Origin of the sequence: Asticcacaulis aquaticus, from assembly GCF_028550415.1 — a bacterium.
GTDB lineage: Bacteria > Pseudomonadota > Alphaproteobacteria > Caulobacterales > Caulobacteraceae > Asticcacaulis > Asticcacaulis aquaticus.
Genome location: NZ_JAQQKX010000022.1, coordinates 1 through 26,266, shown reverse-complemented (window position 1 = coordinate 26,266; position 26,266 = coordinate 1). Strand labels below are relative to the sequence as shown.

Annotated in this window: 25 protein-coding genes; 11 read left to right on the top strand and 14 right to left on the bottom strand. The window is 59.8% G+C overall.

Annotated elements, in window-relative coordinates:
* Window positions 1-125 precede the first annotated feature (125 nt).
* The 5 genes from PQU92_RS17900 to PQU92_RS17880 all read right to left on the bottom strand — a co-directional run bounded on the left by PQU92_RS17900 (window position 126) and on the right by PQU92_RS17880 (window position 1,827).
* The gene (locus PQU92_RS17900) at window positions 126-641 is read right to left on the bottom strand and encodes an A24 family peptidase (protein WP_272749666.1); all 516 of its coding nucleotides are present in this window, start codon (window positions 639-641) and stop codon (window positions 126-128) included.
* A 161-nt stretch (window positions 642-802) separates the two neighbouring features.
* Window positions 803-979, bottom strand: coding sequence for a Flp family type IVb pilin (locus tag PQU92_RS17895; RefSeq protein ID WP_272749665.1), 177 nt, complete (start codon window positions 977-979; stop codon window positions 803-805).
* Window positions 980-1,198: 219 nt separating this feature from the next.
* Window positions 1,199-1,375, bottom strand: coding sequence for a Flp family type IVb pilin (locus tag PQU92_RS17890; RefSeq protein ID WP_272749663.1), 177 nt, complete (start codon window positions 1,373-1,375; stop codon window positions 1,199-1,201).
* A gap of 31 nt (window positions 1,376-1,406) precedes the next feature.
* Window positions 1,407-1,574 carry a Flp family type IVb pilin gene (locus PQU92_RS17885; protein ID WP_272749664.1) on the bottom strand — a complete coding sequence of 56 codons (168 nt, stop codon included), beginning with the start codon at window positions 1,572-1,574 and terminating at the stop codon, window positions 1,407-1,409.
* Window positions 1,575-1,650: 76 nt separating this feature from the next.
* On the bottom strand, window positions 1,651-1,827 hold the full coding sequence (locus PQU92_RS17880; protein ID WP_272749663.1) for a Flp family type IVb pilin: 177 nt from the start codon (window positions 1,825-1,827) through the stop codon (window positions 1,651-1,653).
* Window positions 1,828-2,209: 382 nt separating this feature from the next.
* Between PQU92_RS17880 and PQU92_RS17875 the strand changes: the two genes are divergently transcribed.
* The 5 genes from PQU92_RS17875 to PQU92_RS17855 all read left to right on the top strand — a co-directional run bounded on the left by PQU92_RS17875 (window position 2,210) and on the right by PQU92_RS17855 (window position 4,517).
* Window positions 2,210-2,638 (top strand): pilus assembly protein N-terminal domain-containing protein, encoded by a 429-nt coding sequence (locus tag PQU92_RS17875; protein ID WP_272749662.1) that lies wholly within the window; start codon window positions 2,210-2,212, stop codon window positions 2,636-2,638.
* Between the two features lie 115 nt (window positions 2,639-2,753).
* Window positions 2,754-3,311, top strand: coding sequence for a TadE/TadG family type IV pilus assembly protein (locus PQU92_RS17870; RefSeq protein WP_272749661.1), 558 nt, complete (start codon window positions 2,754-2,756; stop codon window positions 3,309-3,311).
* Complete coding sequence (locus tag PQU92_RS17865) at window positions 3,311-3,889, top strand: TadE/TadG family type IV pilus assembly protein (protein WP_272749660.1); 579 nt, start codon at window positions 3,311-3,313, stop codon at window positions 3,887-3,889. The genes PQU92_RS17870 and PQU92_RS17865 overlap by 1 nt, the downstream gene beginning before the upstream one ends.
* A 65-nt stretch (window positions 3,890-3,954) precedes the next feature.
* Window positions 3,955-4,212 (top strand): type II TA system antitoxin, ParD family, encoded by a 258-nt coding sequence (locus tag PQU92_RS17860; RefSeq protein ID WP_272749659.1) that lies wholly within the window; start codon window positions 3,955-3,957, stop codon window positions 4,210-4,212.
* Window positions 4,212-4,517, top strand: a complete 306-nt coding sequence (locus PQU92_RS17855; RefSeq protein WP_272749658.1) for a type II toxin-antitoxin system RelE/ParE family toxin — start codon at window positions 4,212-4,214, stop codon at window positions 4,515-4,517. Before PQU92_RS17860 ends, PQU92_RS17855 begins: the two co-directional genes overlap by 1 nt.
* A 31-nt stretch (window positions 4,518-4,548) precedes the next feature.
* Here PQU92_RS17855 and PQU92_RS17850 read toward each other — a convergent pair whose 3' ends face one another.
* From PQU92_RS17850 to PQU92_RS17840, 3 genes are all read right to left on the bottom strand, one after another.
* On the bottom strand, window positions 4,549-5,955 hold the full coding sequence (locus PQU92_RS17850; protein WP_272749657.1) for an anthranilate synthase component I family protein: 1,407 nt from the start codon (window positions 5,953-5,955) through the stop codon (window positions 4,549-4,551).
* A gap of 464 nt (window positions 5,956-6,419) precedes the next feature.
* Window positions 6,420-7,949: an AMP nucleosidase gene (locus PQU92_RS17845; RefSeq protein ID WP_272749656.1), complete on the bottom strand. Its 1,530-nt coding sequence runs from the start codon at window positions 7,947-7,949 to the stop codon at window positions 6,420-6,422.
* Between the two features lie 49 nt (window positions 7,950-7,998).
* On the bottom strand, window positions 7,999-8,883 hold the full coding sequence (locus PQU92_RS17840; RefSeq protein WP_272749655.1) for an alpha/beta hydrolase: 885 nt from the start codon (window positions 8,881-8,883) through the stop codon (window positions 7,999-8,001).
* A gap of 113 nt (window positions 8,884-8,996) precedes the next feature.
* Here PQU92_RS17840 and PQU92_RS17835 point away from each other — a divergent pair, with 113 nt between their 5' ends.
* Window positions 8,997-10,319, top strand: coding sequence for an oligogalacturonate lyase family protein (locus PQU92_RS17835; protein WP_272749654.1), 1,323 nt, complete (start codon window positions 8,997-8,999; stop codon window positions 10,317-10,319).
* Here the strand turns inward: PQU92_RS17835 and rnk are convergent, their stop codons facing one another.
* Window positions 10,320-10,712: a nucleoside diphosphate kinase regulator gene (gene rnk, locus PQU92_RS17830; RefSeq protein WP_272749653.1), complete on the bottom strand. Its 393-nt coding sequence runs from the start codon at window positions 10,710-10,712 to the stop codon at window positions 10,320-10,322.
* A 307-nt stretch (window positions 10,713-11,019) separates the two neighbouring features.
* On the opposite strand from rnk, the gene PQU92_RS17825 reads away from it, so the two are divergent.
* On the top strand, window positions 11,020-12,078 hold the full coding sequence (locus PQU92_RS17825) for a hypothetical protein (RefSeq protein ID WP_272749652.1): 1,059 nt from the start codon (window positions 11,020-11,022) through the stop codon (window positions 12,076-12,078).
* Here PQU92_RS17825 and PQU92_RS17820 read toward each other — a convergent pair.
* Genes PQU92_RS17820 through PQU92_RS17810 form a run of 3 tightly spaced genes read right to left on the bottom strand, consistent with a single transcriptional unit; the run spans window position 12,075 to window position 15,210 of the window.
* On the bottom strand, window positions 12,075-13,643 hold the full coding sequence (locus tag PQU92_RS17820) for a hypothetical protein (protein ID WP_272749651.1): 1,569 nt from the start codon (window positions 13,641-13,643) through the stop codon (window positions 12,075-12,077). The genes PQU92_RS17825 and PQU92_RS17820 overlap by 4 nt on opposite strands.
* 59 nt (window positions 13,644-13,702) lie before the next feature.
* Window positions 13,703-13,927: a hypothetical protein gene (locus PQU92_RS17815; RefSeq protein ID WP_272749650.1), complete on the bottom strand. Its 225-nt coding sequence runs from the start codon at window positions 13,925-13,927 to the stop codon at window positions 13,703-13,705.
* A gap of 56 nt (window positions 13,928-13,983) precedes the next feature.
* Window positions 13,984-15,210, bottom strand: a complete 1,227-nt coding sequence (locus PQU92_RS17810; protein ID WP_272749649.1) for a cytochrome P450 — start codon at window positions 15,208-15,210, stop codon at window positions 13,984-13,986.
* 285 nt (window positions 15,211-15,495) lie between these two features.
* Here PQU92_RS17810 and PQU92_RS17805 point away from each other — a divergent pair, with 285 nt between their 5' ends.
* Together PQU92_RS17805 and PQU92_RS17800 are read left to right on the top strand one after the other, a co-directional pair.
* Complete coding sequence (locus tag PQU92_RS17805; protein ID WP_272749648.1) at window positions 15,496-16,932, top strand: PAS domain-containing sensor histidine kinase; 1,437 nt, start codon at window positions 15,496-15,498, stop codon at window positions 16,930-16,932.
* Window positions 16,929-17,393 (top strand): response regulator, encoded by a 465-nt coding sequence (locus PQU92_RS17800; RefSeq protein WP_272749647.1) that lies wholly within the window; start codon window positions 16,929-16,931, stop codon window positions 17,391-17,393. The genes PQU92_RS17805 and PQU92_RS17800 overlap by 4 nt, the downstream gene beginning before the upstream one ends.
* Before the next feature lie 19 nt (window positions 17,394-17,412).
* Here PQU92_RS17800 and PQU92_RS17795 read toward each other — a convergent pair whose 3' ends face one another.
* Both PQU92_RS17795 and PQU92_RS17790 read right to left on the bottom strand, forming a co-directional pair.
* Window positions 17,413-18,135, bottom strand: a complete 723-nt coding sequence (locus PQU92_RS17795) for a sensor histidine kinase (RefSeq protein ID WP_272749646.1) — start codon at window positions 18,133-18,135, stop codon at window positions 17,413-17,415.
* Between the two features lie 209 nt (window positions 18,136-18,344).
* Window positions 18,345-20,321 carry a rhamnogalacturonan lyase gene (locus tag PQU92_RS17790; protein ID WP_272749645.1) on the bottom strand — a complete coding sequence of 659 codons (1,977 nt, stop codon included), beginning with the start codon at window positions 20,319-20,321 and terminating at the stop codon, window positions 18,345-18,347.
* 932 nt (window positions 20,322-21,253) lie between these two features.
* Between PQU92_RS17790 and PQU92_RS17785 the strand changes: the two genes are divergently transcribed.
* Together PQU92_RS17785 and PQU92_RS17780 are read left to right on the top strand one after the other, a co-directional pair.
* Complete coding sequence (locus PQU92_RS17785; protein WP_272749644.1) at window positions 21,254-24,907, top strand: TonB-dependent receptor; 3,654 nt, start codon at window positions 21,254-21,256, stop codon at window positions 24,905-24,907.
* Between the two features lie 209 nt (window positions 24,908-25,116).
* Window positions 25,117-26,266: exo-rhamnogalacturonan lyase family protein (locus PQU92_RS17780; RefSeq protein WP_497006756.1), on the top strand; the 1,150-nt coding region annotated here is incomplete at its 3' end.

The following is a 26,266-nucleotide window of genomic DNA, read 5'->3' as shown; positions in this document are numbered from 1 at the left end:
TAACGTTGGTTAACGTTAGGCTAAAGAAACCGCCGCACCGGCGAATTAATTAAAAAACGAGTCGAATTTCGCGTTCAGATTGATTTCTCTGGCACGAAAGTTGCGCTGTTCTGGCGCCTGGGTTTTTAGAACCCTAACAAGGGGTAAAGATCGCTGTGCGGCATGGCCAGAAGCCCGCCCGCGCAGATGGCCAGCCCATAGGGAATGTCGCCGTTCGGCTTGAGCAGGGTTTGCAGCCACTTCGGCAGGGTCGGGGTATAGATTTGCAGGAACTGACGCCCCAGCAGCAGCACCAGCGACAGTGCACCGCCCGCCAGAGCCGTATAGAGCCCGAAAGCGAGGACGCCTTGCGGATGGAACCACAGGGCCGTCGCCGCGATCAGCTTGGCGTCGCCGCCGCCCATGACCCGGAAAGCGAAGGCGAGGATGCCCAGCGCCAGCCCGGCTGCACCGATGCCAAGATGCTGCAGAATGATCATCGGCGGCAGGCCCAGCAGCAACGCCGCCGGGAGAAAGGCCAGAGCCAGGGTGATCGAGAGCCGGTTGGGGATGGTCATGCTTTTGAGATCGCTCAGCGCGGCCCAGATCAGGCAGGCCGGAAAGGTCAGGGCGAACAAAAGCGGGATGAGGATCGGAGACATGAGAGCTTTCGAAGGCGCCGCGCGCCGGTGAACAGACCCTGAGTTCTAAGGGTAGAAAGCTGTTTTTTGGTTAACATTGGCGTCGGTGGGAGCCGACTGCCGCGCACGCAAAAGGGCCACGGCGTGAACCGTGACCCTTCTTTTGCGGTTTGGGCGCCGTCTTACTTCGAAGCGGTGTCCAGCGTCGTCGAAACCTTGGTGAAGGTCGTGACCAGACTGTCTTTCATCGTACCCAGAACCGTGATCAGGGCGACGGCGATCAGGGCGGCGATCAGGCCGTATTCGATAGCCGTGGCGCCCGATTCATCCTTGGCGAAAGACTGGAGAAACGTTTTCATCTTGAATGTCCTTTTTAGACAGTAAACCCGGAAGTGGAATGCTACGCGTACTGGATAAAGGGATGAAAAAGGCCGGTGGCCGGTCTCTTCCGAACGCTTTTACTGGGTCTATTTACTGGGCGTGCCCGGAACCCGTCAGGCGGACGACAAAGGGCCACAGGTGCGATCACCTGCGGCCCTTCGTGCATCGGCTGACGCCGTGCCTTGCGTTGCCGCAGCTTACTTCGAAGCGGTGTCGAGCGTGGTCGAGACCTTGGTGAAGGTCGTGACCAGGCTGCCCTTCAGCGTGCCGAGCACGGTGATCAGGGCGACAGCGATCAGGGCAGCGATCAGGCCGTATTCGATGGCCGTGGCGCCGGACTCGTCTTGGGCGAAGTTCTTGATGAGGTTGGTCATGAGGAGATTTCCTTTATATGCAGGACGGCGCTTATTTACTGGCGGCGGCCACGGAATTGGAGAGATAGGTGTACATGCCCTGGACATGCTCGCCGTAGGTAAACAGGGCCGTTGAAATGCCGAGAAACACCAGGGCGATGATCAGGCCGTACTCGATGGCGGTGGCGCCGCTCTGGTCGCGGAAAAACTTCTTCAGCATGTCCGTACCTTTTGCGGGGGTGTCGGCGGGAAGCGAAGTGCCGCCCGCCGACCTTTACCGGTCGACCCGAAGGCTCTTACTTCGAGGCGGTGTCGAGGGTGGTCGAGACCTTGGTGAAGGTCGTGACCAGGCTGCCCTTCAGTGTGCCGAGCACGGTGATCAGGGCCACAGCGATCAGGGCAGCGATCAGGCCGTATTCGATGGCCGTGGCGCCGGACTCGTCTTGGGCGAAGTTCTTGATGAGGTTGGTCATGAGAAGTTTCCTGTTACTTGGATTAATATAAGCAAGTGAGTTGTATATTTGAGCTCAGAGGGTGAGTAACTCGTCTCACTTGCTCCCGAACACGTATCCAGAATAGTTCGTCGTGATTAATTCGGAGTAAATTTTTATATTTTTTTGAATTTTTTCTATAGTTAACAATGATTTACTGTAAATTTCAATTAACCTTACTCTTTATTAATCATGTCGAAAATTGATTCATAAAGGAAAATTTTTTCGTTAATACTGTGTTTAGCATTTTTAAACACTTACTGTTTACCTTTAATCCTAACCGGACGCTTATGAGTCCCGGGCTATGTAAGGGGCGACGCCGAAACCGTTCGCGTTAAAGCGCTTTAACAAAGTGAGTCCGACCATGAAGACGACAAAGATTTTAGTGCCACTGATCGGGGCTGTAATGATGATGGCGGGCGCGGCCCAGGCCGGTCAGAAGCTCATCGTCGAAAAGGATCATACGGCGCGTGTCAATCTGTCCGCGGCGGCCGGTTCGGTCATCGTTGGCAATCCGGCCATCGCCGACGTCAGCGTCGTCGACTCGCGGACTATATATATAGTGGGTCGCGGGTTCGGGCGTTCGTCGGTGACGGTGACCGATGCGGCCGGGCGCACGATCTGGGACGGCGAAGTGACCGTCGGTTCGCCGGCGACGGGGGGGGTGACCATCTATAAGGGGCTCAAGCCGACCAATATGGTGTGTTCGCGCGTCTGCGTCGAGCAGGGCGAGGCCGCGCCCGGGACGTCATCCGAGGCCGTGGTCCAGCCCGCCCCGGCGCCGGCAGGTTAAAAAATATAGAAACGATCAGGGTCTTAACGGACTATTGACCCGATCCGGTTAGGCTGGTGCCAAAGGGGCCTTCGTGCCCCGACCTACCCGATAATACCGGATACCCTGGCACGGCATGGCACTTTCGATTTCACGCGCGGCAAACGCAGGCAAGCCCTTAAGGGGCCTGAAAGCCCTGTGGCGTGACCGCCGGGGCGCGACCGCGCTCGAATTCGCCATGGTCGCCATGCCGTTTATCATGATGATCATGGCCTGTTTCGAACTGGCCCTGATCGTGCTGGTGTCGGTGTCGCTCGATATCGCCACGGAAAAGGCGGCCCGGGAAATCCGCACGGGCGTCACGACCAGTTCGACCTCCCTGTCCGATTTCAAGACCAAGATATGCAACAATATCAGCTGGCTGGGCTCAAGCTGCGTCGGCAATCTTCAGGTCGATGTCCGCACCTACGACAATTTCGCCCTCGCGGCGCAGGCGACCACCCCGATCAAGGACGGCGCCTACGATTCGACCAAGATGAGCTATGCCATCGGTGGCGGCAGCAAGATCCAGCTGGTGCGGGCCTATTATCAGTGGAAGATGTTCACGCCGTTCCTCAAGACCGGCATGACGACCCTGTCGAACGGCAACGCCGTTTTGTCGAGCAAGGTCGTGTTCAGGAACGAGCCCTTCTGATGATCAGCCTGTCACGTCTGGCGAACCGCCTGAAACTAAAAACATTCACGCAGGCATTCTCGGAGGCTCGGGGCGGGGCCGCGGCGGTGGAATTCGCCCTGATCGCGCCGATCCTGATCGTGCTGTATCTGGGGCTGGCCGAACTGACCCTGGGCATGATGGCCTCGCGCCGGACGTCGCACCTGGCGGCGACCGTCGGCGATCTGGCGGCGCAGTCCGAAAGCCTGACCGACGCCAATGTCAGCGATATCTTCGACATCGGCACCAGCATGTTGCAGCCGTTTACGACCACGGGTACGGTGCTCAAGATTCGTCTGAGCTGCGTCAAGATGAGCACGGCCAACAAGGCCGAAGTCCAGTGGAGCGACGGTCGCAACCTGACTAAATACGCCAACAACTACGTATTGACCAATATTACGACGACCCAGTTGCCGCAGGGCGAAAGCCTGATCGTGACCGAAGTCGAATATGCCTATACGTCGCCCTTCACGCAGTTCCTGCCGAGCATTTCGACGTTCAAGGACACCTATTACCACCACCCACGCACGGGCACGACGGTGACGCGCAAGGCGTCGTAATACGTTATGTGCATGGCTGGCGGCCCGCATCTGTGATACTGTGGGGTATGGCAAAGGGCACGGTTATGAGTCGTCTCACGATCAATATCTCAGAGCAACAGCATCAGACCCTCGAAGCCATGGCGGCACTTGAGGGTAAGACGCTTCGTCAATATGCGCTTGAACGGCTGCTTCCCTCATTCGACGAGGAAACGCAGGCCTGGGCGGAGCTGAAAACATTCCTCCAGACGCGGATTGACGCTGGTGTTTCCGGCGACGTTACGTCGGATACCTTCGATGAAATCGTAGCGGAAGAGATGGCCAAAAGGCCCCACGGCGAGTGATGTCCTTCATTCTTGGGACGTCAGCCGCCGAAGATCTGAGGTCTATCGTCAGTTATTCGCGCGACAGGTGGGGTGACGATCAGGCCCGGCGTTATGCGGCAAAACTGAAACAGGCTATCGAGCGGCTGGCCGATGGCCGGGGACGGTTCAGAGACGTTTCCGATATGATCGATGGCCTGCGGGTCATGCGTTGCGAACATCATTTCATCTTCGGCTTGGTCCGGGAAAATCAACCGATGCTGATCGTGGCCATACTTCACGAACGTATGGATATGCTCGTTAAAATTGGCAGCCGACTGGAATAGCCGACTGTCGAGGGATGGCATCACGAACGGTTCAGCCCGTCCCCTCAAAGACGGCCTTCAACAGCGACATCTTGGTTTCGGTCTCGCGCCGTTCCTCCTTCGGCTCGGAGTCGGCGACAATGCCGCCCCCGGCGCACAGGCGCACCTGCCAGCGGTTCTGATCGTCCTGTTCGCACACCGCCGTGCGGATCAGCACGCTCGAATCCATCGCGCCGCCGACATCGACCCAGAACAGTGAGCCGCAATAGGGTCCGCGCGGGGCTTCCAGCGCCTGAATGACCTTGAGCGCCTGTACCTTGGGAGCGCCGGAAATCGAGCCGGGCGGGAAGGTGTTCAGCAGCACGTCCGCCGCGTCGCATTCCGGACGCAGGTGTGCCGTCACGGTCGACACCAGATGGTGCACATTGGGATAGGTTTCCAGCGCGTTCAGCGCCTCGACCTTCACGGATCCGACCTCGGCGACCTTCGACAGGTCGTGTCGCATCAGATCGACGATCATCAGGTTTTCGGCGCGGTCCTTTTCGCTGGCGATCAGGGCCTTGGCGAAGGCTGCATCGGCGGCGGTCGTTTTTCCGCGCGGGCGGGTGCCCTTGATCGGCCGGGTTTCCAGCTTTCCGTCGGCATCGAGGCGAATGAACCGCTCCGGGCTGTTGGAAATAATGGCGCGCTTTTGCAGCCGGAAGACCGCGCCGAACGGGCTGGCCCCTTGCCGCCCGAGCGCTTTTGTCACGCGTCCGATGGTCATGCCGTCGCTGAGTTGTCCTTGCCAGCCGCGCGCCAGATTGGCCTGAAACAGGTCGCCGGCGTGGATCTGCTGGACAAGGCTGGCGACCTTGTCTTCATGCACCTGATCGGCGGTTTCCAGCGTCAGGGGGCCGCGCATGATCGGCTGGGGCGAGGTGTGTTGCGTCTTCGCCAGACACTGATGCAGCAGTTTCTGCATCCCGACCGCGCGATTATAGGCTTCGACGCCGTCGCGCCCCCGACCAAGCGCCAGCAGGCGGCGTTGTTTATGGTCGAAAGCGAGCAGGGCGGGAAACCGCAGGCAGATCAGCTCCGGCCACGGATTGCGGCCTTCGATGCGGAACGGGCGCTGGGGCAGGTTCTCCAGCCGCATCCCCAACTCGAACGCCGCCAGCCCGACCAAGCCGCCGGTGAAAGGCGGCAGGTCGCCGCCATCGCCCGCGATCTCGGTGGTTTGATAGTGGGTGACCGCCATCGACGCCCGCAGGACGGTCTCGGGCGTGCGCTTGTCGGTGAATTCCAGCACGCTGATGGCGTCGGCATGGGCGCACAGCCACGACCAGCGCCCCAGCTTACCGCCATCCGAAAGGAAGCCCACGGCATGATCCTGCTCGAAGAAGGCCTCATACAGATTATCCGCCGGCATGAAGGGCAGCTTGAGGACGTGCAGATGGGTGAGGGCGGGGGCGGTCATTGCTTCCGGGTAACGAGAAATGGCTTCACGAACAAGGCCTTAACGCTCACAACAACTTGATTCGTTAGTTAAGCCGTTGAGGCTCATACTGATCTCAGGTTCTCCCCGAGGCCCAGCTGTCGATGTAACCCTTTAGGCAATCGATGGCAGGTCCGACGGGAACGGCCTATGGATGGAGGTCCATGAGATGTATCCTTGAACGCCCAACCCGGCGGGAGTGTCCCGCGGTTTGGGCGTTTTTTTATGCCTATACTTATACCTCCCTGGCTATGCCGGGGAGGGGGACCGCTTTGCGCAGCAAAGGGGTGGTGGGGTATCTTACTTTATTCCCACATCTGCGGTCGTAAGTAAGCAAGAACCCCCACCACCACATCTCACCACTTCGTGGTTCGTGCGGTCCCATCGCTTGGCGAAAGCTATACTTTCGCCTGCGCTATACCCCAACAAGTTGGGGAGGTATATTATCAGCGGAACGGTGGCTCGTCGAAGGCGCGCAGCTTGCGTGAGTGCAGGCGTTCACCGGCCTTGCGTAGCAGGTTGATCGTCTCAAAGCCGATATCGATATGTTCGGCAATGGCACGCTCATAGAAGTGGTTGGCCTGACCCGGCAGCTTCAGTTCACCGTGCAGCGGCTTGTCCGACACGCAGAGCAAGGTGCCATACGGGACGCGGAAACGATACCCCTGCGCGGCCAGAGTCGCCGATTCCATGTCGATGGCGACGGCGCGGCTTTGCGAGAACAGCAGCGCCGAGGAGGAGTAACGAAGCTCCCAGTTGCGGTCGTCGGTGGTGACGACGGTCCCGGTGCGCAGGCGCTTTTTCAGGGCGTCGCCGTCCTGACCGGTGATGTTGACGGCGGCCTGTTGCAGGGCCTGCTGGACTTCGGCGATCGGCGGGATCGGAATCTCGCGCGGCAGGACGTTGTCCATCACGTGATCGTCGCGCAAGTACGCGTGGGCCAGCACATAGTCGCCGATGCTTTGCGAGGGACGCAGACCGCCGCAGTGGCCGATCATCAGCCACACATGCGGGCGCATGACCGCGAGGTGGTCGGTGATGTTCTTGGCGTTGGACGGGCCGACGCCGATATTGACGAGGCTGATTCCCTGACGGTCGGCGGACAGCAGATGATAGGACGGCATCTGGAACTTGCGCCAGGGCGAATTGGCGATCAGCTCCAGCGGATTCGGCGTATCCTTGGTAATCACAATACCGCCGCAGCACGACAGGGCCGTATAGGGGCTGTCGGGTTTCTTGAGTTGCTCAAGCGCGTAGGTGACGAACACATCGACATAGCGATGATAGTTGGTCATCAGGATATAGGACTGGATATGCTCGGCCGGGGTGCCGGTATAGTGCTTGAGGCGGGCCAGCGAGAAGTCGGTGCGCAGACCGTCGAACAGGGCCAGAGGCCGATGGCCCGACGGGTCGAGCAGGTCCATGCCGTCGGCGACTTCGTTGCCGATCAGGGCCAGTTCGGTCGTCGGGAAGTGCCGCGCCAGATCGAAGGCCGAGACGCTGTTGAGATCGAGGCCTGCGCCGTCGAGCACGTAGGGATAGGGGATTTCCTGATCCGAGACGCCGACGCTGATCGTGGCATTATAGTCTTTTTGCAGCAATTCGAGCTGCTCCTCGACCGAGTCGCCGAACAGGTCGGGGCGGGTGATCGAGGACGAATAGGTGCCGGGGCGCGAGAAGCGAGCGAAGGCGCGGTTGACGACCGGATGGCGGTGGGTCAGGGGGGCTTCGTCGTCTTCGTCGACATCGACGCCCTTCCACACCACGATCAGGCGCGGATAGCAGTACCGGCCCGCTTCGCGTGCGGTTTTCGACGGTTTGGTGCGGTCAGAAAGATAGGCCTGAAGATCGGACTGCAAGGCCTTTACGGCGGCAGAGTAGATCTCTTTGAGCTTCTGGATGGCCTCGCCTGCGGTCAGGGTTTCGAGGTGTGCGTCATTTTCGGCATGACGTGCCGCTTTGCTTTCATTTGTCATGAAATATTGTGCCACGGAAATTCGCGCCTGAAAAGGGTGCGGCGCAAAATTACAGATTCGCCTTCAAAAACGCGGCCGCATCGGCGCGCAACGGCGCCTTGCCACGGAACGGCACCGAATAGACGGCGGCGCAGTCCTGATGGCTCAGACCGTCATAGAGTTGCAGGGTCGACGAGGTGCCGACCTTTTTCAGCGCCTTATCCAGATTGACCGAATTGTGCACACCGCACACCGTGTCGGCGCGGCTGTGTTGCAGCAGGAACTTCGTCGTCGATTGAGTGGCGTGGTTGAGCGGCTGGGTTTCCTGCGGTCGGGGATAGGTGCCGAAGGTCTGGATGGCCGCCTTTACGTCGAAGGGATAGAAGTCATAGGGGCCGGCGATGCCGACACAGACCCTGAACGGGTTCGACGCCATGGGATCGAATTTGAGGAAGCTTTCCTCCAGAGCCAGGGTGACGGCGATATAGGCACCGGCGGAATGTCCCATGACGCCCAGTCGCTTGGCATCGCCACCATAGGTCGAGGCTTCGCGCTGGATATGACGGACCGCGCTGGCGGCGTCCTCCATAAAGCGCGGATAGACCACCTCCGGATAGAGACGATAGTTCGGCACGGCGACCAGATAGCCGAGCGCCGCCAGCGACCGACCCATCCACGCATAGTCCTTCTTGTCGCCGGACTCCCAGCCGCCTCCGAAAAAGAAGATCAGCACCGGCCAACCTTTGACCGGCTTGCTCCCGGTCGGGGCGTAAACGTCGTATCTGTGGCGCGGATGATCGCCATAGGCCACGTCCTGCGCCACGCGCTTCGACCCGCTATCTTTCGGCGTCATATTATTGAACGCCGTTAGCGTCGAACAGCCCGACAGAACCAGACCGATGCCTGTGCCGAGGATCAGTCCCCCCAGCAGATGACGTTTATCGAGTGTGGTCATGCCGGTCCCCATTGGCGGTGTTGCGCATTTTTGCGTGAACATGATTGAATTGCGACGATAATCCCATACTATCGCCTCTCAAGAAACCATACGTAATTCAGGGAGTGCCGGACGTGGATAAGCGACAGTTTTTATTAGGGGCCGCCGCCGCGGCTTTCGCGACGCCCGTTCTGGCGCAAACGCCTCCGGCTAAGGCGGACATTCCGCGCGATTGGATCGATCCCGACACCGGGCACCGCATCGTGCGCCTGTCCGAGGAAGACGGCTCGAAATCGCTCTATTTCCACGACAATGCCTTTACGGCGGACGGCAAGTGGCTGGTCTTCGATAGCCCGTCGGGCATCCAGATGGTCGAGCTGGCGACGCGCAAGCTGCGTCATCTGACCCCGGCGGGGTATGGCACGCTGATGGTGTCGCGCACCAAAAACATCTGCTATGCGCGCAAATATCCCGGCGGCGTGATCAAGACCGCCGATGATGCCGGCCGCGCCGGTATCGAGATCGTCGCCATCGACATGACGACGGGCAAGATCCGCACCATCGCCAAGGACATCAAGGGCTACGTCACCTCGGTCAATGCCGACGATACGCTTCTGGCCGGGACCTGGGCCGAGCGCGAATATCAGCTCCAGCCAGGGCCGAAGGTCGGCGGCACCGACGGCGGCTATAATGCCATCGGCCCGGACGGCAAGCCGCTGAGTTTTCAGGCGGCCAAGGAAGTGCGCATGGCCGAGCGGCTCAAGCAGAACATCCCGATGGAAATCTTCACGCTCGATATCAAAACCGGTGAGCGCAAGGTGGTCACCGCCTCGACCGACTGGCTCAACCACGTGCAGTTTTCGCCCGCCGATCCGCACCGCCTGATGTATTGTCACGAAGGGCCGTGGCACGGGGTCGACCGTATCTGGACGATCAAGACCGACGGCACGGGCAAGGAAAACGTCCACAAACGCGCCATGAACATGGAAATCGCCGGGCACGAGTTCTTTGCCTATGACGGCAACCGCATCCTCTACGACCTGCAAACCCCGCGCGGCGAGGACTTCTGGCTGGCCAGCTACGACCTGACGACGCACAAGCGCGTCTGGTATCACCTGCAACGCAACGAATGGTCGGTGCATTTTCAGGTGACGCGCGATGGTACGCTGTTTGCCGGTGACGGCGGTGATGCCGACATGGTCGCTAGGGCCCCCGACGGCAAGTGGATGTACCTGTTCACGCCGGAAATCATCGAAGACCTCGGCGTCTCGGCCCCCGATGCCGCCGATCTGGTCCGGCCGGGCGTGCTGCGGGCGACGAAGCTCGTCAATCTCAGCAAGCACGCCTACACGACCGAGCCGAACCTGCAATTCACGCCGGACGGTAAATGGCTGGTCTTCCGCTCCAATATGCACGGCCCGATCCACGTCTACGCCGTCGAGGTGGCCAAGGCCTGATCAAGACCTGTCGATCGCCTGCACCGTCAGGGTGTGACTGTCGCCACCGGGCGTGCGGTAGGCGATCGACTGCCCGAGCGACAGACCTATCAGGGCTGCGCCGACGGGCGTCAGCACCGACAGGCGTCCGGCGCTGATATCCGCCTCATGCGGTAAGACGAGGGTGCCGGTGGTCTCGACGCCATTGCGGTCGAACGTGATACGATCGCCCATAGAAACCACGGTGGCGGGGATTTGATGCTGAGGCTTGCGGCGGGCGCGCTCCAGTTCGGTGAGCAACCGTTCGGCAGCGGCAGCGAGCGGACCGGACACGCTGCCGGTCAGGGCTTCAAGTGCGCGGAAGTCGTCATCGCCGATCTGAATGGCGGGAAGTCTGGTTTTTTGAGCGGTCATGGCACACCACGATAGGCCCGGATGCGGCGCACCGGGCGGAAGGATTTGAGGGGTAGGGTGAGCGCCTGAAACGCGCCAAGGGCGGGTGGACACCCGCCGTCAGCGATGATGGTCCCAAAACCCGGAAAGCGCGCAGCCGGGCTTCGGGCTATGATCCCGTGACGGGATATCCCTTGAGCGAACCGGTGAGGTGCAAAAGCGCGCGAATAGCCATGCGCCGGACCCTAGCGCCAGGGGCCGGATTGTCAAGTTATGTGGTGCTGTCAACCCATCCGTGCTAACTTGCCGGGACTTAGGGGAGGGATGAATGAAGCGCATGCTGTGCGTTTTGGGGGCGTTGGGTCTGATTGGATGTTCGCCAGATTATGCCGAACCGTCGGATACGCCTGTACGGCAAAGTGCGCCGGAATCGCCCGGTATCCAGCGAGCCTTTTATTATGAAGGACAGGTATGGATTCTCGATAATGAGGGACGGCTTGCGACCCTCAATCGGGAAAAGGGGGTGCGTGTCGATCAGGCCCTGCCTGAACGCGGGCGCGATATGTGTCTGCGGGACGGCGCGCTTTGGATGCTGACAGGGGTCACTGACAGTCCCCGGCGTGTGCTCAGGCGCAAGGTAGGTTCAGAGTGGCGCACGGAGGCTAACTTGCCGGATGATCCGGCACCCTTGGTTGGAATGGACTGTACCGGCGATGCCATAACGGTTTTAACCCGTCAGCGGATCGCCGAAATTCATAAGGGCGAAGTGAAGGTTCAGACTCTTGAAAAGCCCATCCAGATTCAAGATGATTCCAGTGAATTAAACACGGCCTTGTTCAAAAACGCTGACTATCTGTATGCGGGGCTGAATGCCGGTGAATTTGCTACCGGGCTATATTTAATCAACCGCAAGACGGCTCAAACCATAGCTATGGGTATGGCCGAACGTGATGATAGCTGTTCCAATATCAATTCCATTATGTGCCATAACATCTATGCCATGACCTATGTGCCTTGGCAGCGAGAGTGTTTTGCCTTGGCGGCTTCGATGCCCATGATGCCCGAAGCGGGCATACTCAAATTATGTGGTCGTCAAGGCAGTGTGCTGTATGAACGTCCGGGATATGAACCGGAGCGGTACATGCGCTTCTACGACCTGCTGGCAGTGGGGGATCGGCTCGTGGCTCTGGGCGAGAATGGGGTCTACCAATTCAAGGACGGCAAACTTGTCTCGCGAACCCCATATCCAAAGCTGGAGGCCATTAGCGGCATTTCGGTAAATTTCGGTGACCCGGATTATATTCTAATCGATACCCTGCCAAATTACGGCACGTCTAAAGGATATGGCTTCAGGCTCATTCCGCGTGCACCCCCGGAACCGCGTTAATTCGTCGGACGGAACGTCGGCAGTGACAGGATGATGCCGTACTTGGCCACCGCCGCCTGTACGTCCGGGCGGGCGATGACGTGAGCGCGCCGGGCGTCCAGTTCGGCCATGATCGGCGTCGGTGCCGGTTCCGGCAGGTAGGTCTGCACGTCGATCAGGGTATCGGCGCGCGTATCCGGATCGTCCAGCTTCGCCACGATCAGCGCCGCCAGAGCGTCCTGATCGTTGGCGCACAGAAGCGCCGAGCGGAGCGGGCCATAGCCGTCCTTCGCCTGTCCCTTCATGAAATCGAGCGAGGCTTTCAACTTGTCCGGCTCGCCCTTTTGCGCGTAGGCGCAGGCGCGGACCTCTTCGGCGGCCATGATGCCGTAGGGGCTGGTCTGGGTCAGGTCGACGCCCGCGACCTCTTCCAGCGCCAGATCGGGCTTGCCCTGAAGATAATAGAAGCCACCCAGATTGATCTTCTGGCTGACGATATCCTCGCCCTTGGCCAGGGCGTGGTCGCGGGCCTTGACCTGCGCCGCCTCGGCCTCCTTCCAGCGGCCCAGCTTGCCGAGGATCGAGTTGCGCGCGTCCAGCGCCCAGTTCAGATGCTCATCGAGATCGGTGAAGGGCGGTTTGGCACCTTGCGCCTTTTTCAGTGCCGCGTCGATCACCTTCAGCGCCTCGGCAGGGCGATTGGCGTCGAGCAGTTCGAGCGCATAGAAATTGACGCCTTCGATCAGGTCGGGATGCGCCTCGGTCCGGGCCCGGGCGCGTTGCACCGACTGCGCTACCGCCCCGGACAGGTCGAGCGGCGCCGCGGCCCGGAAGGCGGCGTAGCGGTGGTCGATGCGGATACGGACCAGACTGCTGAATTCGACGAAAGTCCGGGCCAGAGCGGCGGCTTTTTCGGTCTCGCCCTTGTTGACGTAGATATCGAACAGGTCGAACCACAGGCCTTCGGCGAGCATGAACGGATTTTCCGGTACATATTTTCCGGCGTACATCGCCTCCAGCAGCTTCAGTCGCCGCGCGCCGCCGTCGTCCAGTGCCTTGGCTCGGGTCAGCAGGCTGAACACATATTCGCTTTCCAGCGCCCTGAACGGTTCGGGCCATTTCTGCGCCACGATGATGATGGCGTCGAGCGCCTCTTCCTCGCGGTTCAGTTCGCTGCAAATATCGGCCATGCCGAACCAGTAGTCGGCGTCGCGCAGGGCGGGCGCGGCCAGACCGGCCTGCTTCATCCGGTCATAGGCCTCCTGAGTCTGGCCGTTGGCATACAGGGTTAGAGCCAGGGCGGCAAAGGTGGCGTAGTGGCCGTCGGGCGGCAGGTCGGCAAAGCGCGGGTGACGGATGACCGCCAGAAGGGTGTCGGCGGCGCCTTCGGTGTCGCCCTTGTCCAACTGCTCGGAAGCCTGGGTCATCAGGCGGGTCAGGGAGGCGAAATCGGTCTCGACCGTCGCCGGATGGGCCGGTGCCGCGGGTGCCGCCGCCGCGGGCGTGCCGCCCAATGTGCTTCCCAGAGTACAAACGAGTGCGAAAGCCAGCGCCCCCGCCCGTCCTGTAGCGTGTCTGATCGTCATGGTATTCCCCCTCCGGCCTGGATTCTTATGTAAGACGGGCCGGGCCGTTTGTCAGCCCCTTATCCCCTCACCAATCTACACCCCGTGGAATAGACAAGCAGGACCGGCGGGGCGGGCGGCTTCGACGGCAGGGGCGTGCCGTTTTCGCGGTAAACGAAGCCACCGATACGATAAAGGCCGGCTCGGGTTTCATCGCGTTCGGCGGTTTGCGGTCGGGTCTGACCGAGGATTTCGACCAGGGCGCGGTCGTACAGCCTAAGGCCGAGGGGACGGGATTTACGCATGGGAACTCTCACGGAAGCTTTCGCACAAACCGTGAACGCTTAGGGTTAACGAAAGGTTAACGCACGGCGATCGGCAGGGATTTCGGCCCGCGTAACGACAGGCCCGGTTTGAAGACGGGTTCGGTCACGGGCTCGATCCGAGGGTAGCGATCGAGGAGTTGCGAAAACACCGCCTCCATATTCAGGCGCGCCAGATGGTTGCCGAGGCAGAAATGCGGCCCGGCGGCAAAGGCCAGATGCCGGTTCGGCGTCCGCGTAATGTCGAAGGTATCGGCGTCGGCAAAGGCCTCCGGATCGCGATTGGCCGAACCGTAGAGCAGGCCGATCTTCGTGCTTTTCGGCAGCTCCCAGCCGTTGATTTCCATATCCTCCGAGGCGTACCGATGGAAGAAGGGCAGGGGCGCGTCGTAGCGGAACATCTCCTGAATCGCGGTCGGCATCAGCGTCCGATCGGCGCTTAACATCAATCGTTGATCCGGAAAACGGAGCAGCGCCGTCAGGCCATTGCCAAGTGCATCGATCGTTGAGCCGTGCCCGGCCATGAGGATCAGCATGCAGGTCGAAATATATTCGTCCTCGCTCAGCTCACCGGTGTCCCAGCGGGCGATCAGGCGCGAGATCAGGTCGTCTTTCGGGTGTCGCCGCCGGTGTTTCGACAGGTCGGTGAGGTAGTCGTAAAAGGTTTTCGTCGTGCGTTCGGCCAGGGCCTTGCGGGCGTCCGTGCGATCGATATCGAAATATTGCACGATGTCGTCGGACCAGCCGCGTAGCTGCGGACAATCCTCGTCCGGCACGCCGAGAAAGCGCCCGATGGCCAGTCCCGGCACATGCGCCGCCAGGTCTTCGATGAAGTCGAATGGCCCGCCCAGCCGATCGAACAGCCCGCCGACATAGGTCGCGACCCCCGTTTTCAGACGCTCGATCTGACCCGGCGTGAATTCGCGAAACACCAGCTTGCGCAGGCGCTGATGGACCTCGCCGTCGGCATTGAGCATGGAAAACTGCACGAAGCGCGCGTGAAACGGCATGTCGTGCCAGTTCTGGGCACGGCGCTCTTCGGCCATCTCGTCCGCGCTCATCAGGTGATCGAGCGAACGCAGGGACAGCGGGTTCAACGCCGCCGCCTGCACGTCGGCATACCGCGACAACAGCCAGATATCGAAGGGGGCGTAATAGACCGGCTGAGCGGTGGCGCGCAGGGCGGCATAGGCGGGATAGGGATCGCGCGCAAAGGCTTCGCTCAGGGGATCGAAGGCGGCGCCTTGTTTCGGCGGCAGGTGCATCCGGTTCTCCGCAAAAGGCGACGATTTCAGACACGATGCGCAGCGTCAAGTCCCGACGCCCACCGACCACTTACCTTGTGCTTTATCAAGCCTCTTGATTAAAAACGCACTTCCCGTAATTGTGAGGCGGCATTTCGCCTTTAGGGCGTATAGTCCGGCGATGCGCCAGAGTCGCGAAATGCGTGGCGAAATGAGTCGCGAAATGTGTTGCCAATCCGTTGTTAGTGTCCGCGTACCCGTTCAGTTCATCGAAGCGTAAGGGAAAGCTGCCGTATGGCGGTGGATGTGAAGGTTCTTTTCGAGGCGGCGCCCGATGGTTTCATGACCCTCGATACCGGAGGCGTGATCAGCTACGTCAATCCGGCGGCGGGCCGCCTGCTGGGCTACAGGCCGGAGAAACTGCACGGACACGGTTTTCAGGCCCTGTTGCTGAGTCAGGGGTTCGATGCGACCGGTTTCAGCCGGGGCGACCTCATCGCCCGACACCGTTCGGGGCGGCCCGTCCCTCTGGATGTCTCTGTCTCGACTCATGCGGACGGCGCGGTCCTGATCCTGCGCGATGCGGGTGAGCGGCAGGCCGCGGAGGCTCTGGCCCGGGCGGCGCGGACGCGGGCCGTAGCCGTGTTCGACCACGTGCCCGACGGTCTTATGACGCTGGACGCGCACGGGGTGATCGACAGCTTCAACCCGGCCTGCGAGGCCATGTTCGGCTATGCGGCTGCCGAGGTCATCGGCCGGCATATGAAGACCCTGCTGCCGGAACCCTATCATTCGGGACATGACGGCTTCATCCGCTATTTCGAGGCGAGTCAGGCGGCGCGGGCGGCCACGGGCGACGCGCCGGAGACGCCTCAGGGGCGGCGCAAGGACGGGACGACCTTTCCGATGGAGATGTCGTTCCGGCAGTTCACGCTTGATGACGCGATCGGGTTTTGCGGCATTGTCCGCGACATGACGGCGAGCGAGGCCGAGGCGCGGCAGCGCGAGGCCCTTCTGGCCAGACTGATCGACTCCAATACGGAGTTGGAACGCTTTGCCTATGTCGCGTCGCACGACATGCAGGAGCCGGTGCGCATGATCGCCAATTTCAGCCAGATCGTGCGCGAGGACTATGCCGAGCGGCTCGACGCCGATGGCCGGGACTATCTCGATATCCTTGCCGGGTCGGCCGAGCGGTTGCAGGCCATGATCCGCGATCTGCTGCAATATGCGCGACTGGGGCGCGAAGGCCTGACCTATGGCGAGATCGACCTGTACGATCAGCTGGGCCACGTCCGCGAAAATCTGGGGGAAATGATCCGCGAATCCGGGGCGGTGGTGCGCATAGAGCCCATGCCGCGCGTCCATGGCAATGCGGTGCAGCTGCTGCGCCTGTTCCAGAACCTGATCGCCAATGCCATCAAGTATCAGCCCGACGACAACGTCCCCTATGTGGCGGTATCGGCGCGCGACGAAGGCCCGCACTGGCGGTTTTGCGTCGCCGACAACGGAGTCGGCATCGACGTGGCCTTCCACGAAGACGTCTTCGAGCCGTTTCGTCGCTTGCAGCAGTGGGAAAAGGTGCAGGGCTCCGGTCTGGGTCTGGCCATCTGCCGGCGGATCGTCGAAAATCATGACGGACGTATCTGGCTCGATTCGGCGCCCGGTGACGGCAGCCGCTTCTATTTCACCATAGCGAAATCCCTGATAAAACCAGTTCATTCCACGGAGGCCCATCCATGACCCGTTTGAACCGCCCGGCGGAAATACTGGTCGTCGACGACAATCGCGGCGACGCGATCCTGGCCGCGCGCGCTTTCAAGGCCGCCGATCTGGAGTCGAACCTGACGGTGGCCGATACGGGGGAAAAAGCGCTGGCCATTCTGGCGCGTGAAGGGGAATACGCCGATGCACCCTTGCCGGACCTGATCCTGCTCGATCTCAACCTGCCGAAGATGAGCGGCACCGACGTCCTGACGCAGATCAAGGCCGATGCGGCCTTGAGGCATATTCCGGTGATCATCCTGTCGTCATCGGGGGCCGAGCGCGACGTGACGGTCAGCTACGGTCTGCACGCCTCGGGCTACGTCATCAAGCCGGGCAGCCTCGATCAGTTCAAACGCTTTGTCAGCGCGGTGACCGATTTTTTTTTCGACATGGCGATCCTGGGCGGTCCGGACCGTTTCGCTGGCCGTCAGACCTGAGCGGGTGGATGTAAAGACCCTAGGCCGCCACGCCCTTTTTCGGCAAGCTGAACGAGATTACCGTTCCGGTTTCCGATGAGCCGATGCCGATCTGACCGCCGTGCATGATGGCGATCTTGCGCGCTAGAGTAAGCCCCATGCCGGAGCCGTCATAGAGCTCGTCCGTGTGCAGCTTGCGCAGCGGACGGAAGACGTCGTCATAGAACATCGGGTCGATGCCCAGACCGTTGTCGGCGATGGAGATCCAGTAATCGCGCTCGGTGTCTTCGCAGGCGATGTCGATGCTCAACGGGCGTTCATGGCTGCGGAATTTGATGGCATTGTCGATCAGCATGTAAAACAGCTGATACAGGCGGTTGGGGTCGCCGCTGACCTCCGGCAGTTTGCTGTGGTTCAGCGTGCCTTTGATCATGTCGAGGTCTTCCTGACGGTTCATGTGCACGCGGGCGACGACCTCTTCCAGATCGACCTTCTGGTTCAGGCGCGGCACGGTATTGAGCCGGGAAAACTGCAGCAGGCCCTGCAGGATTTCCTGAAGCTTTTCACCGCTTTCCAGCACCATGGACAGGTTGGTCTTGGCTTCGTCGGTTTGCGGCACGGGGGCCTGCTCGACCAGCAGACGCGAAAACTCGACCAGAGAACGCACGGGACCGGCCAGATCATGGGACACGATATAGGCAAAGTCCTTGAACTCCTCGGCCGGGTCCATCTCCGTCATCCCCCTGATCTGATATTTCTGCACGTTCTGTCCTCGTCCTGAAGTTGGTAACGTCGATACCTGAGCGGTATGATACAGCCAGAAACGCAACTTAATCGTGAATCTATAGGGATTCAAAGCGGAATTAAAAGCACATAAATTTGATCGGACGAATTTTTCGCTTATCCGTCCGGGGGTTGTGCCGTTTCAGATGTAAAAACCCTCCGAAGGCAGGCTCCGGAGGGTGAGGGTTATCAGGGTTTCTTCACGACCGTGACGTTCGGCTTCGGCGGCGCTTTCATCTTGTCGCCGATGAAGTAGGACGGCCAGGGCGGCTGGTTGTAGGCGGTGTTCTGCCAGGCGATCGCCGCGCGGTATTGCGGATCCTGCATCAGGGTGGTCAGCTTGATCGCTGTCGGGATTGCCGTCGAATAGATACGCAGGGCGGTATTGTCGGCGCTGCGCAGCATCAGCTCCTCGCGCCAGTCACCGAACAGATCGGCCGACAGGGCGGGGTTCGACTTGGTGCCGTTGTTCTTGTCAGTGCCTTGCGCGTCGAGCAGCACATTGGCTTTTTCCGCTGCCCAGTCCCACTTGGAGATTTTCGTGCCGTCCAGCAGTTCGCGCAGGGCGTCACCGTCCCACCAGATCATGAAGTTCATCTGGCCCGGACGCTTGCCGATCACCTTGCCCTTGACGTCGTACAGATCGCCGGAGTTCGACCCCCAGAATTCGGCACCCGGGTGGCGCGGATCGATGTCGCCCGCCACGCCGCGACCGGTATCCTTTTCGGCCGGAATACGGAAGATGATCTCGCCGGTCCGGGCATCGACCAGAGCCGAGCCGTGGTTTTCCGACATCTTCATGTTTTCGTGGACGCCCCAGCGCTCCAGACCCGGACGGCTGGGGTCGAAGTCGGAGACGTGGAGCGCATCGCCATGGCCCATGCCCGTGCTCCACAGCGGCTTGCCGTTGTCGTCAAGTGCCAGCGAGCCGTAGATGATCTCATGCTTGCCGTCGCCATCGACATCGGCGACCGAGAACTGGTGGTTGCCCTGACCCGAATATTTTTCGGCCAGACCATTTTCCTTGGAATCGAAGTACCAGCGATTGACCAGCTTGCCGCCCTTATAGTCGACGGCGGCAATGGTCGTGCGCGCATAGTAACCGCGGGCGAAGACCGCCGACGGATGTACGCCGTCCAGCCACGCTGTCCCGGCCAGATAGCGGTCCGAGCGGTTGGCATAGGCGTCGCCCCAACGCTCTTTCAGCTCGTCCGGCGTCGCATCCGGTCCGTTCGGCCCGCGCGGCGACGGATAGGCGATGGTGTCAACGACGCGGCCCGTCGCGCCTTCGAAGACGCTCAGATACTCCGGCCCCTTGACAATGCGCCCGGTCAGGCCCGCCATCAGCTTGCCATCGGCGGCGACACGCGACCCGGTCTTGTCCTTGTTTTCGATCTCACCGCCGCCTTCGACCCAGTTGGCATTGGCGTCGCCGATGATCTTGCCCTGACCGTCGGTCGTGCCGTCGGCGGTCTTGACGATCAGCTCGGCCTTGCCGTCGCCGTCGTAATCCTCGACCTGAAACTGCGTATAGTGAGCGCCCGCGCGGATATTGCGGCCCAGATTGATGCGCCACAGTTGCGTGCCGTCGAGGCGGTAGCAGTCGATCAGCACCGGGCCGGTATAGCCTGTATGGGCGTTATCGTGCGAGTTGGTCGGGTCCCACTTGAGGAAGATCTCGTACTGGCCGTCGCCATCGACATCGCCGACCGAGGCGTCATTGGCGGTATAGCCATAGACCTGACCGTCGGGTGTCGTGCCGTCGGCGGGCTTGTTCAGCGGGATGGTCAGATAGCCATCGATGATCTGGGCTTTCGAGGCCTTGCCTTCCTTGCCACCCGAGACTTCGCGCACCTCATAGGCGCTTTTGGCCGTACCGGTTTCGTCGGTGAAGTTGGTGCGGTCGCTGATCGGCTTGGCATTGAGCTTCTTGCCGTCGCGATAGACGTTGAAGCCGAGCTTCGCGTCGTCGGTCGTCAGCGCGCGCCAGCTGACCAGCACGCCCTTGTCTGCCGTCACGGCGACAGCACCGCGGTCGAGATATTCGACCTGCATGTTCGTCGAGCTGGCGTTCTGGGCGCTGGCGGGCAAGGCCAGGCCGATACCGGTTCCTGCCAGTGCCACGGCGCAGGCCCCCAGCCTCAGGTGCCGTTTCAGAATTGTCATTATGTGTCCTCCGTGCGGTGTCCCGAATGCCCGCGTCTGGCGGTTCTACGCAGAATGCGCCCCTACCTGTCGGTTTTTTATCTCATAAATGTTCAGGACTGTACAGAAGGTGCGCGAACGTGATTGAAGTTGATCTGTTAGCGCTAACAATGTCCGACATATTTATCGCAGGATGGACATGATTTGTCTCTGGTGACGCAATTTGCGCCTAAAGTTAAGGAATTGGCAAGAAATTGAAAAGGCTTGATAATTTTATTTATATATTACAATTGGTTGTGAGGGGCGCTCTTGTATCGTTTTGGACATATGGGCGCTGCATACGGGTCGCGCCTAGCTCGATTCGCGCAGAGGGTGACCTGCAATCAGCATGTGTGAATTTTCATTAATTATTTGATAAATAAAGAGAATTTAATTTATATCTATTTTTAGGAAACCATTTCATCCTTCTTTTTGGAACCACGTTTCAATGGAAGTGATCTCTGTCGACACTGGTGGAGGTGGACGCAGATGCAGCATTTTGCGCGCGGATGGCGAGGATTGTGGTTTTTGGGTAACTTTGCCGACCAAATATTGCAATATTGTCTGATGAATGCCCGAATGTGATCGTAATGTGGCTTGACTTATCACTATCGGTCAATCAAAGGTCAACCTCATCCAACAGGTTGTTAGGTCAGAGGTCCACCAAAAACAGGACCCTGGCAGGGGAGTGAAAACCGGACCGCGAGGTTCGTTTCCAACACCATTTAAGTGCCACTTTGCACAGACGAAGGGTACGTGGTTCGACCGCTTAGGCGGTCAATGGAACGGATATCCGATCCCGGCATATGGATTCGGCGTTTCCCGCGCCGGTCCGTCGCTTTCCTTCGTACAGTCTAAGGACTAACGCCATCGCTAAGGGGCATGCCGTCTGCACGGCATTCGGAGGAATATAAATGCACAAATCACCCAAGGGCGCGTTCGCCCGTTATCTGATGACCGGCACCGGCCTGGCCATGCTGGCCGTTTCGGCCCCGGCCTTCGCGCAGCAAGCGCCGGTCGCTGCCAAGGGCGACGAAGTCACCGAAGTTATTATTGTTGGTACGCGTGCGTCTCAGCAGTCGGCTATTGACCGTAAGAAAAAGGCCAAGACGGCAACAGATTCGATCGTGGCTGAAGATGTCGGCTCCTTCCCTGACCGTAACCTCAATGAAGCCATTTCGCGTATCGCCGGTATGTCAGTGAACCGCGGTGAAGGCGGTGAAGGCGAAGGCCTGACGCTGCGCGGTAACGGCCCTGACCTGACGCGCGTTGAAATGGACGGCATGTCGGTCAACTCGTCGGGCTTTGACCTGGCGGTCAACGGCGGCAATGGCGGGGGGCGCGGTTCGGACCTGCGCGAGCTTCCGGCCGACCTGATCAAGAGCGTCGACGTCGTCAAGGGCCAAACACCGGATCAGACCGAAGGCGGTCTGGGCGGCACGGTACAGATCAAGACCCGTTCGGGCCTGGATTTCAAAAAGCCCTACCTCTCGATGCGGGTGGGTCTGGATCAGAATTCGCTGAGCCAGAAGTGGTCGCCTGACGTCAATATCGTCGCCTCGCGCAAATTCTTCGACAACCGTCTCGGTGTGATCTTTAACGTTACCAAGACACGCCGTTTGAATGACAGCCATCAGCTCAACGTTGCCGGCACGAATAACGCTTACGGATATCTGCGCGCCTTCGACTTCGACAATTCGCCCAACAAGACCTTCTCTTTTGATCCGTCTCTGGCCAATGGCGCAGGTGCCAATGATCCCGTCGCCACATGGGATCTTACTGCGGGTGGCAAGTTCAATTCGCTGACGCCAGTGGAAATCCTGACGCGTTCGGCAGCGGCCAAGACCAAAGCTGAATGCTTGACGCAATTCCCGCTTTATACGGATGCGCAGCTCAACACGATTGTCGCGGGGACCAGCAACGCCAACCGCGCCGCCGCTCAGTCTCAGCGGATTCAAGAGCAGATCACCTGCATGAATCAGTGGAACGACTATGCTCCGAACCTCGTGCGTGACAAGAACCTGACCCAGTATGAAGATCGTCTCAACTGGGATATTCGCTTCGATTACAAGGTCAATGACCATCTCTCGGTTTACGTCAAGTATCAGGTTGCGGATCGTCTGCAGACGGAAGATAACCGTCAGCGCACACGCGGTAGTATCAACGCCTATTATGCCGGCGTGACCGGCATTACCACGCAGAATCTGGTCAGTAATACCAATATTGCGACGGGTACGCCAGTTGTTCTGACGCCGGTCGCTGGGAATGGCTATTATATCTATAATGCCGGTACGCCGACCAAAGCGGCTACTCTGGATCAGACGCTGGCCGGTTCGGTCGTCAATATGGCGTTCCCGGTGAATGGTGTGGCGCTGAACATTGTTCCGACCAGCATTGTGATGGACAGCAACCATCACCTGACGCAGTTCGATCTGACCAATGCCAGCTACGGTGTGGACCACATCCACAACGAGCAGATCTGGAAAAATAACTACGTTCTGGCGGGCGGTACCTATAAGGACGGTCCGTTGCTGGTTGAATTCCAGGGCAGCAAATCCGAAGCCACCTACACGCGTTACGACAAGCGCATGTCGCGTAGCACGAACTACGGCACGGCGACGATGAAGGTCCTGCCGAGCGGTATCTGGGACTTCGTTCTGCCGTCCAACTTCGACTTCAACGACATGAACAATTATGTTCAGCTTAATGCCGCTTCGGCGGTGGGCATGCCGCAATATACCGGCGGCATTACGTTGCAGTACAATCCGCGCCTGGTCGAAACGACGGAAAACGCCGCCAAGATCGATGCGACTTACAGCATGAACGACTTCCCGATCCTGAAGCGTTTCAAGGCCGGCGTCAGCTATCGTCAGGTTCTTAACGATTACTGGGGTGCGGGTGGCTTCTCGCCGAAGCCGAACGTTTTCGTTCCTACCCTGGCGGGCCGTAGCTCTGTGCGTGCGTGTGAGAATATCTCGACGACGACGGCCGCCAATGCCTGCGTCTATGGTTATGTGCCGAACGCCACAACGGGTACGACCTTCCTCTATGGTACGGAAACCGTAACCCGTGCGCAGCTCGTGTCGATCCTGCAAAATAGCATCGAATACAACGACGGTGCTTTCATGAACGGCTATGAAGGTGTCGATGGCCTCGAACTGTGGGACAGCATCGATATCGACAAAGCCTTCTCGCAGCTGTCCAGCACGAGGAACTATAACTTCGACTGTATCAAGCGCTGCGCGGGTAGCGATGGCATCATGTATGACCAGCCGGTCAGCAAGTCGAACGAAGAGGTCACCGCCGCCTACTATATGTTCGACTTCGAGCAACAGCTTCCGCTGGGGATGGAGTTCAGCGGCAACTTCGGTGTGCGCTATGTCAAGTCTTCCGTTCAGGGCTCGGGCTTCGTCGGTTTGACGTCTATTCGTAAGAATGCCAACTGGGTTGATACCAATCCGGCGGCTAATATTACGACGACGACGATTACTAAGCCGATCAATATCGACCGCTCCTATACCGACTGGCTGCCCAGCTATAACGCGGCTCTTTGGGTTATCCCCGACAAGCTTGTGGCCCGTTACAACTGGTCGAAGACCGTTGCTCGTCCTCCGATTGGCCGCCTGTGGCCGGCCGGCACCTGTACGGTTGACGAACGCGTCGAGGATCGTGTCGATGCGGGCGCTGAAGAGGACATGACCTGCACTACCTTCGGCAATCCGGAACTGCAGCCCTATACCGCCACCAAAAACAACACCTCGATCGAATGGTATCCGAACAAGGACACCTTCGTGTCTCTGGCCTACTATCGCCAGAAGGTGAAGATCGGTGCACCGGTCGTGGTTCGCGTTGTGGATGTGCCGCTGTTTGCGGGTACGGATGAAATCGATCCGGCCACCGGTCGTCCGATTTCGGACTTCACCTTCGCTTACAACACCTACATCAACGGCCCCGGCTATGTGATGTCGGGTTGGGAGTTGGCGACCAAGACGGCGCTCACCTTCCTGCCGTGGCGCCTGCGTTATACGGGTGTTGATTTCAACATCTCGACGAACAAGGCCAGTGGCGCCGGTGGCTACACCGATCCGCTCACTGGGCAAAACGTCGGCGTCACGGGTCGCCCCAATTACTACGCCAATCTGGTTCTGTGGTACGATGACGGCAAGACTAATGTTCGCGTGGCATATCAAGCGCGTGATGAGGTCCTGAACTTCGTCTCGGGTAACGGCAGCGTGTCGGCGAACTCCAACTCGACCTCGTTCCCGACCAATATTGAAAACTACTCGGTCAATAACTTCCCGATCCTCAACCCGATCAATGGCGTACGTCTGCCCTACAACCCGGGTGAACCGGTCTATGCGCAAAAGTACGGTTATCTTGATGCCAAACTTACGCATAAGTTGAGCCCAAGCGTTGAAATCTACGTCGAAGGTCGTAACCTGCTTAACGAGGGTGCGGTCAGCATCGGTTCTGCCGATCGTGGCTTCTCGGATGGAACAGTGAATGCCTGGTCGACGGTTTATGCCGGGCGTCGGATGACCTTCGGTATGACCTATCGTCTGCAATAGTCGATAAGCCAAACAACCAAATGCCGCCGTCCGGGGTTCCGGGCGGCGGTTTTTTTATGCCGTATCGCTCCTGCCGATTGATGTTGACATGAAATGCGCATTGGCGTCATTTACGATCAAAATGGCGCTAAAATGGTCAACCACGCGCCGGAAACCCCTGTGTGTGCCGTTAAACCGGCAGACCAATTTATCAGGCTGGGAAATCTAACATGCCGAACCTTTCGCTTTCGCGCCGTCATCTCCTGCAGGTGGCCACCGCTTTTGGCGCCCTGTCGTCGGTCCCCTGGGTCGCCGAAGCGGCCGCGCCCGTTGCCGCCAAGCCGGTGTCGTCGACCGACCTCAAATGGCTGGATGGTAAACCGAACGCGTTCGAAGGCGGGACGCTGGGCGTGCCGTGGCCGCGCGGCACGGTGAAGCTGAGCAAGGGCAAGACGCCGGAGTTCAAGCTGGGTGACGTGCCGGTACAGTCGTGGCCGATTGCCTACTGGCCCGACGGCTCACTCAAATGGACCGCCCACGCTGTGGCCGGTGGTGCACCGACCGACGGCCTGTCGCTGACCGCCGGTAAGGCGGCCACGTCTGCCAAGGCCGTGAGCGTCAAACAGGCGGCGGACGCCGTCACCGTGACGTCCGGCGACCTCGTCTGGGTCGTGCCGACCTCGGGCGAGTATCTGATCGCCTCGGCGACTCGGGCGGGCCGCCTGACGCTGAAAGAAGCCAAACTGGTTGCCCTGTGGCAGGATCAGCCGGATCTCGACGCTACGGGCAGCGTCAACCAGCAGAAATTCACCAGCAAGGTGACCAAGGTCACGGTCGAACAGACCGGCCCGGTCCGTGCCGTGCTCAAGGTCGAAGGCACGCACTCAAGTAAAGAGGGGGGTGGAAATGGCCGCGACTGGCTGCCTTTCAGCGTCCGTCTCTACTTCTATGCCGGTTCGGAAAGCGTCCGCATCGTCCACTCCTTCATCTATGATGGTGATCCGGCCAAGGACTTCATCCGCGGTCTGGGCGTCACGGCCAAGACGCCGATGACCGAAGAGACACACAACCGTCATATCCGCCTGTCGGGCGATGGTGTCGGCGTCTGGGGTGAGGCTGTGCGTCCGATCACCGGCCTGCGCCGCGATGCGGGCAAGGCGCCTAAGGCCGCTCAGATCGAGGGTAAGGCCGTCGCCGTGGCCGACCTGTCGAAGGCCGTGCAGGACGGTCTGAAATGGATTCCGGAGTGGGGCGATTTCAGCCTGTCGCAGCTGACGCCGGACGGTTACACGCTGAAAAAGCGCACCCGCGCCGGTCATGCCTGGATCGACTCGAATGCGGGCACCCGCACCAAGGGTCTAGCCTATGTCGGCGGCGTCA

What these genes read in the sequence shown, in the direction of transcription:
- PQU92_RS17845 (WP_272749656.1), bottom strand. Translation starts at nt 7,949, where the DNA reads ATGACAAATGAAAGCAAAGCGGCACGTCATGCCGAAAATGACGCACAC.
- PQU92_RS17900 (WP_272749666.1), bottom strand. Translation starts at nt 641, where the DNA reads ATGTCTCCGATCCTCATCCCGCTTTTGTTCGCCCTGACCTTTCCGGCC.
- PQU92_RS17810 (WP_272749649.1), bottom strand. Translation starts at nt 15,210, where the DNA reads ATGCACCTGCCGCCGAAACAAGGCGCCGCCTTCGATCCCCTGAGCGAA.
- PQU92_RS17860 (WP_272749659.1), top strand. Translation starts at nt 3,955, where the DNA reads ATGAGTCGTCTCACGATCAATATCTCAGAGCAACAGCATCAGACCCTC.
- PQU92_RS17850 (WP_272749657.1), bottom strand. Translation starts at nt 5,955, where the DNA reads ATGACCGCCCCCGCCCTCACCCATCTGCACGTCCTCAAGCTGCCCTTC.
- PQU92_RS17865 (WP_272749660.1), top strand. Translation starts at nt 3,311, where the DNA reads ATGATCAGCCTGTCACGTCTGGCGAACCGCCTGAAACTAAAAACATTC.
- PQU92_RS17825 (WP_272749652.1), top strand. Translation starts at nt 11,020, where the DNA reads ATGAAGCGCATGCTGTGCGTTTTGGGGGCGTTGGGTCTGATTGGATGT.
- PQU92_RS17815 (WP_272749650.1), bottom strand. Translation starts at nt 13,927, where the DNA reads ATGCGTAAATCCCGTCCCCTCGGCCTTAGGCTGTACGACCGCGCCCTG.
- PQU92_RS17880 (WP_272749663.1), bottom strand. Translation starts at nt 1,827, where the DNA reads ATGACCAACCTCATCAAGAACTTCGCCCAAGACGAGTCCGGCGCCACG.
- PQU92_RS17875 (WP_272749662.1), top strand. Translation starts at nt 2,210, where the DNA reads ATGAAGACGACAAAGATTTTAGTGCCACTGATCGGGGCTGTAATGATG.
- PQU92_RS17840 (WP_272749655.1), bottom strand. Translation starts at nt 8,883, where the DNA reads ATGACCACACTCGATAAACGTCATCTGCTGGGGGGACTGATCCTCGGC.
- PQU92_RS17790 (WP_272749645.1), bottom strand. Translation starts at nt 20,321, where the DNA reads ATGACAATTCTGAAACGGCACCTGAGGCTGGGGGCCTGCGCCGTGGCA.
- PQU92_RS17800 (WP_272749647.1), top strand. Translation starts at nt 16,929, where the DNA reads ATGACCCGTTTGAACCGCCCGGCGGAAATACTGGTCGTCGACGACAAT.
- PQU92_RS17855 (WP_272749658.1), top strand. Translation starts at nt 4,212, where the DNA reads ATGTCCTTCATTCTTGGGACGTCAGCCGCCGAAGATCTGAGGTCTATC.
- PQU92_RS17785 (WP_272749644.1), top strand. Translation starts at nt 21,254, where the DNA reads ATGCACAAATCACCCAAGGGCGCGTTCGCCCGTTATCTGATGACCGGC.
- PQU92_RS17870 (WP_272749661.1), top strand. Translation starts at nt 2,754, where the DNA reads ATGGCACTTTCGATTTCACGCGCGGCAAACGCAGGCAAGCCCTTAAGG.
- PQU92_RS17820 (WP_272749651.1), bottom strand. Translation starts at nt 13,643, where the DNA reads ATGACGATCAGACACGCTACAGGACGGGCGGGGGCGCTGGCTTTCGCA.
- PQU92_RS17890 (WP_272749663.1), bottom strand. Translation starts at nt 1,375, where the DNA reads ATGACCAACCTCATCAAGAACTTCGCCCAAGACGAGTCCGGCGCCACG.
- PQU92_RS17885 (WP_272749664.1), bottom strand. Translation starts at nt 1,574, where the DNA reads ATGCTGAAGAAGTTTTTCCGCGACCAGAGCGGCGCCACCGCCATCGAG.
- PQU92_RS17895 (WP_272749665.1), bottom strand. Translation starts at nt 979, where the DNA reads ATGAAAACGTTTCTCCAGTCTTTCGCCAAGGATGAATCGGGCGCCACG.
- rnk (WP_272749653.1), bottom strand. Translation starts at nt 10,712, where the DNA reads ATGACCGCTCAAAAAACCAGACTTCCCGCCATTCAGATCGGCGATGAC.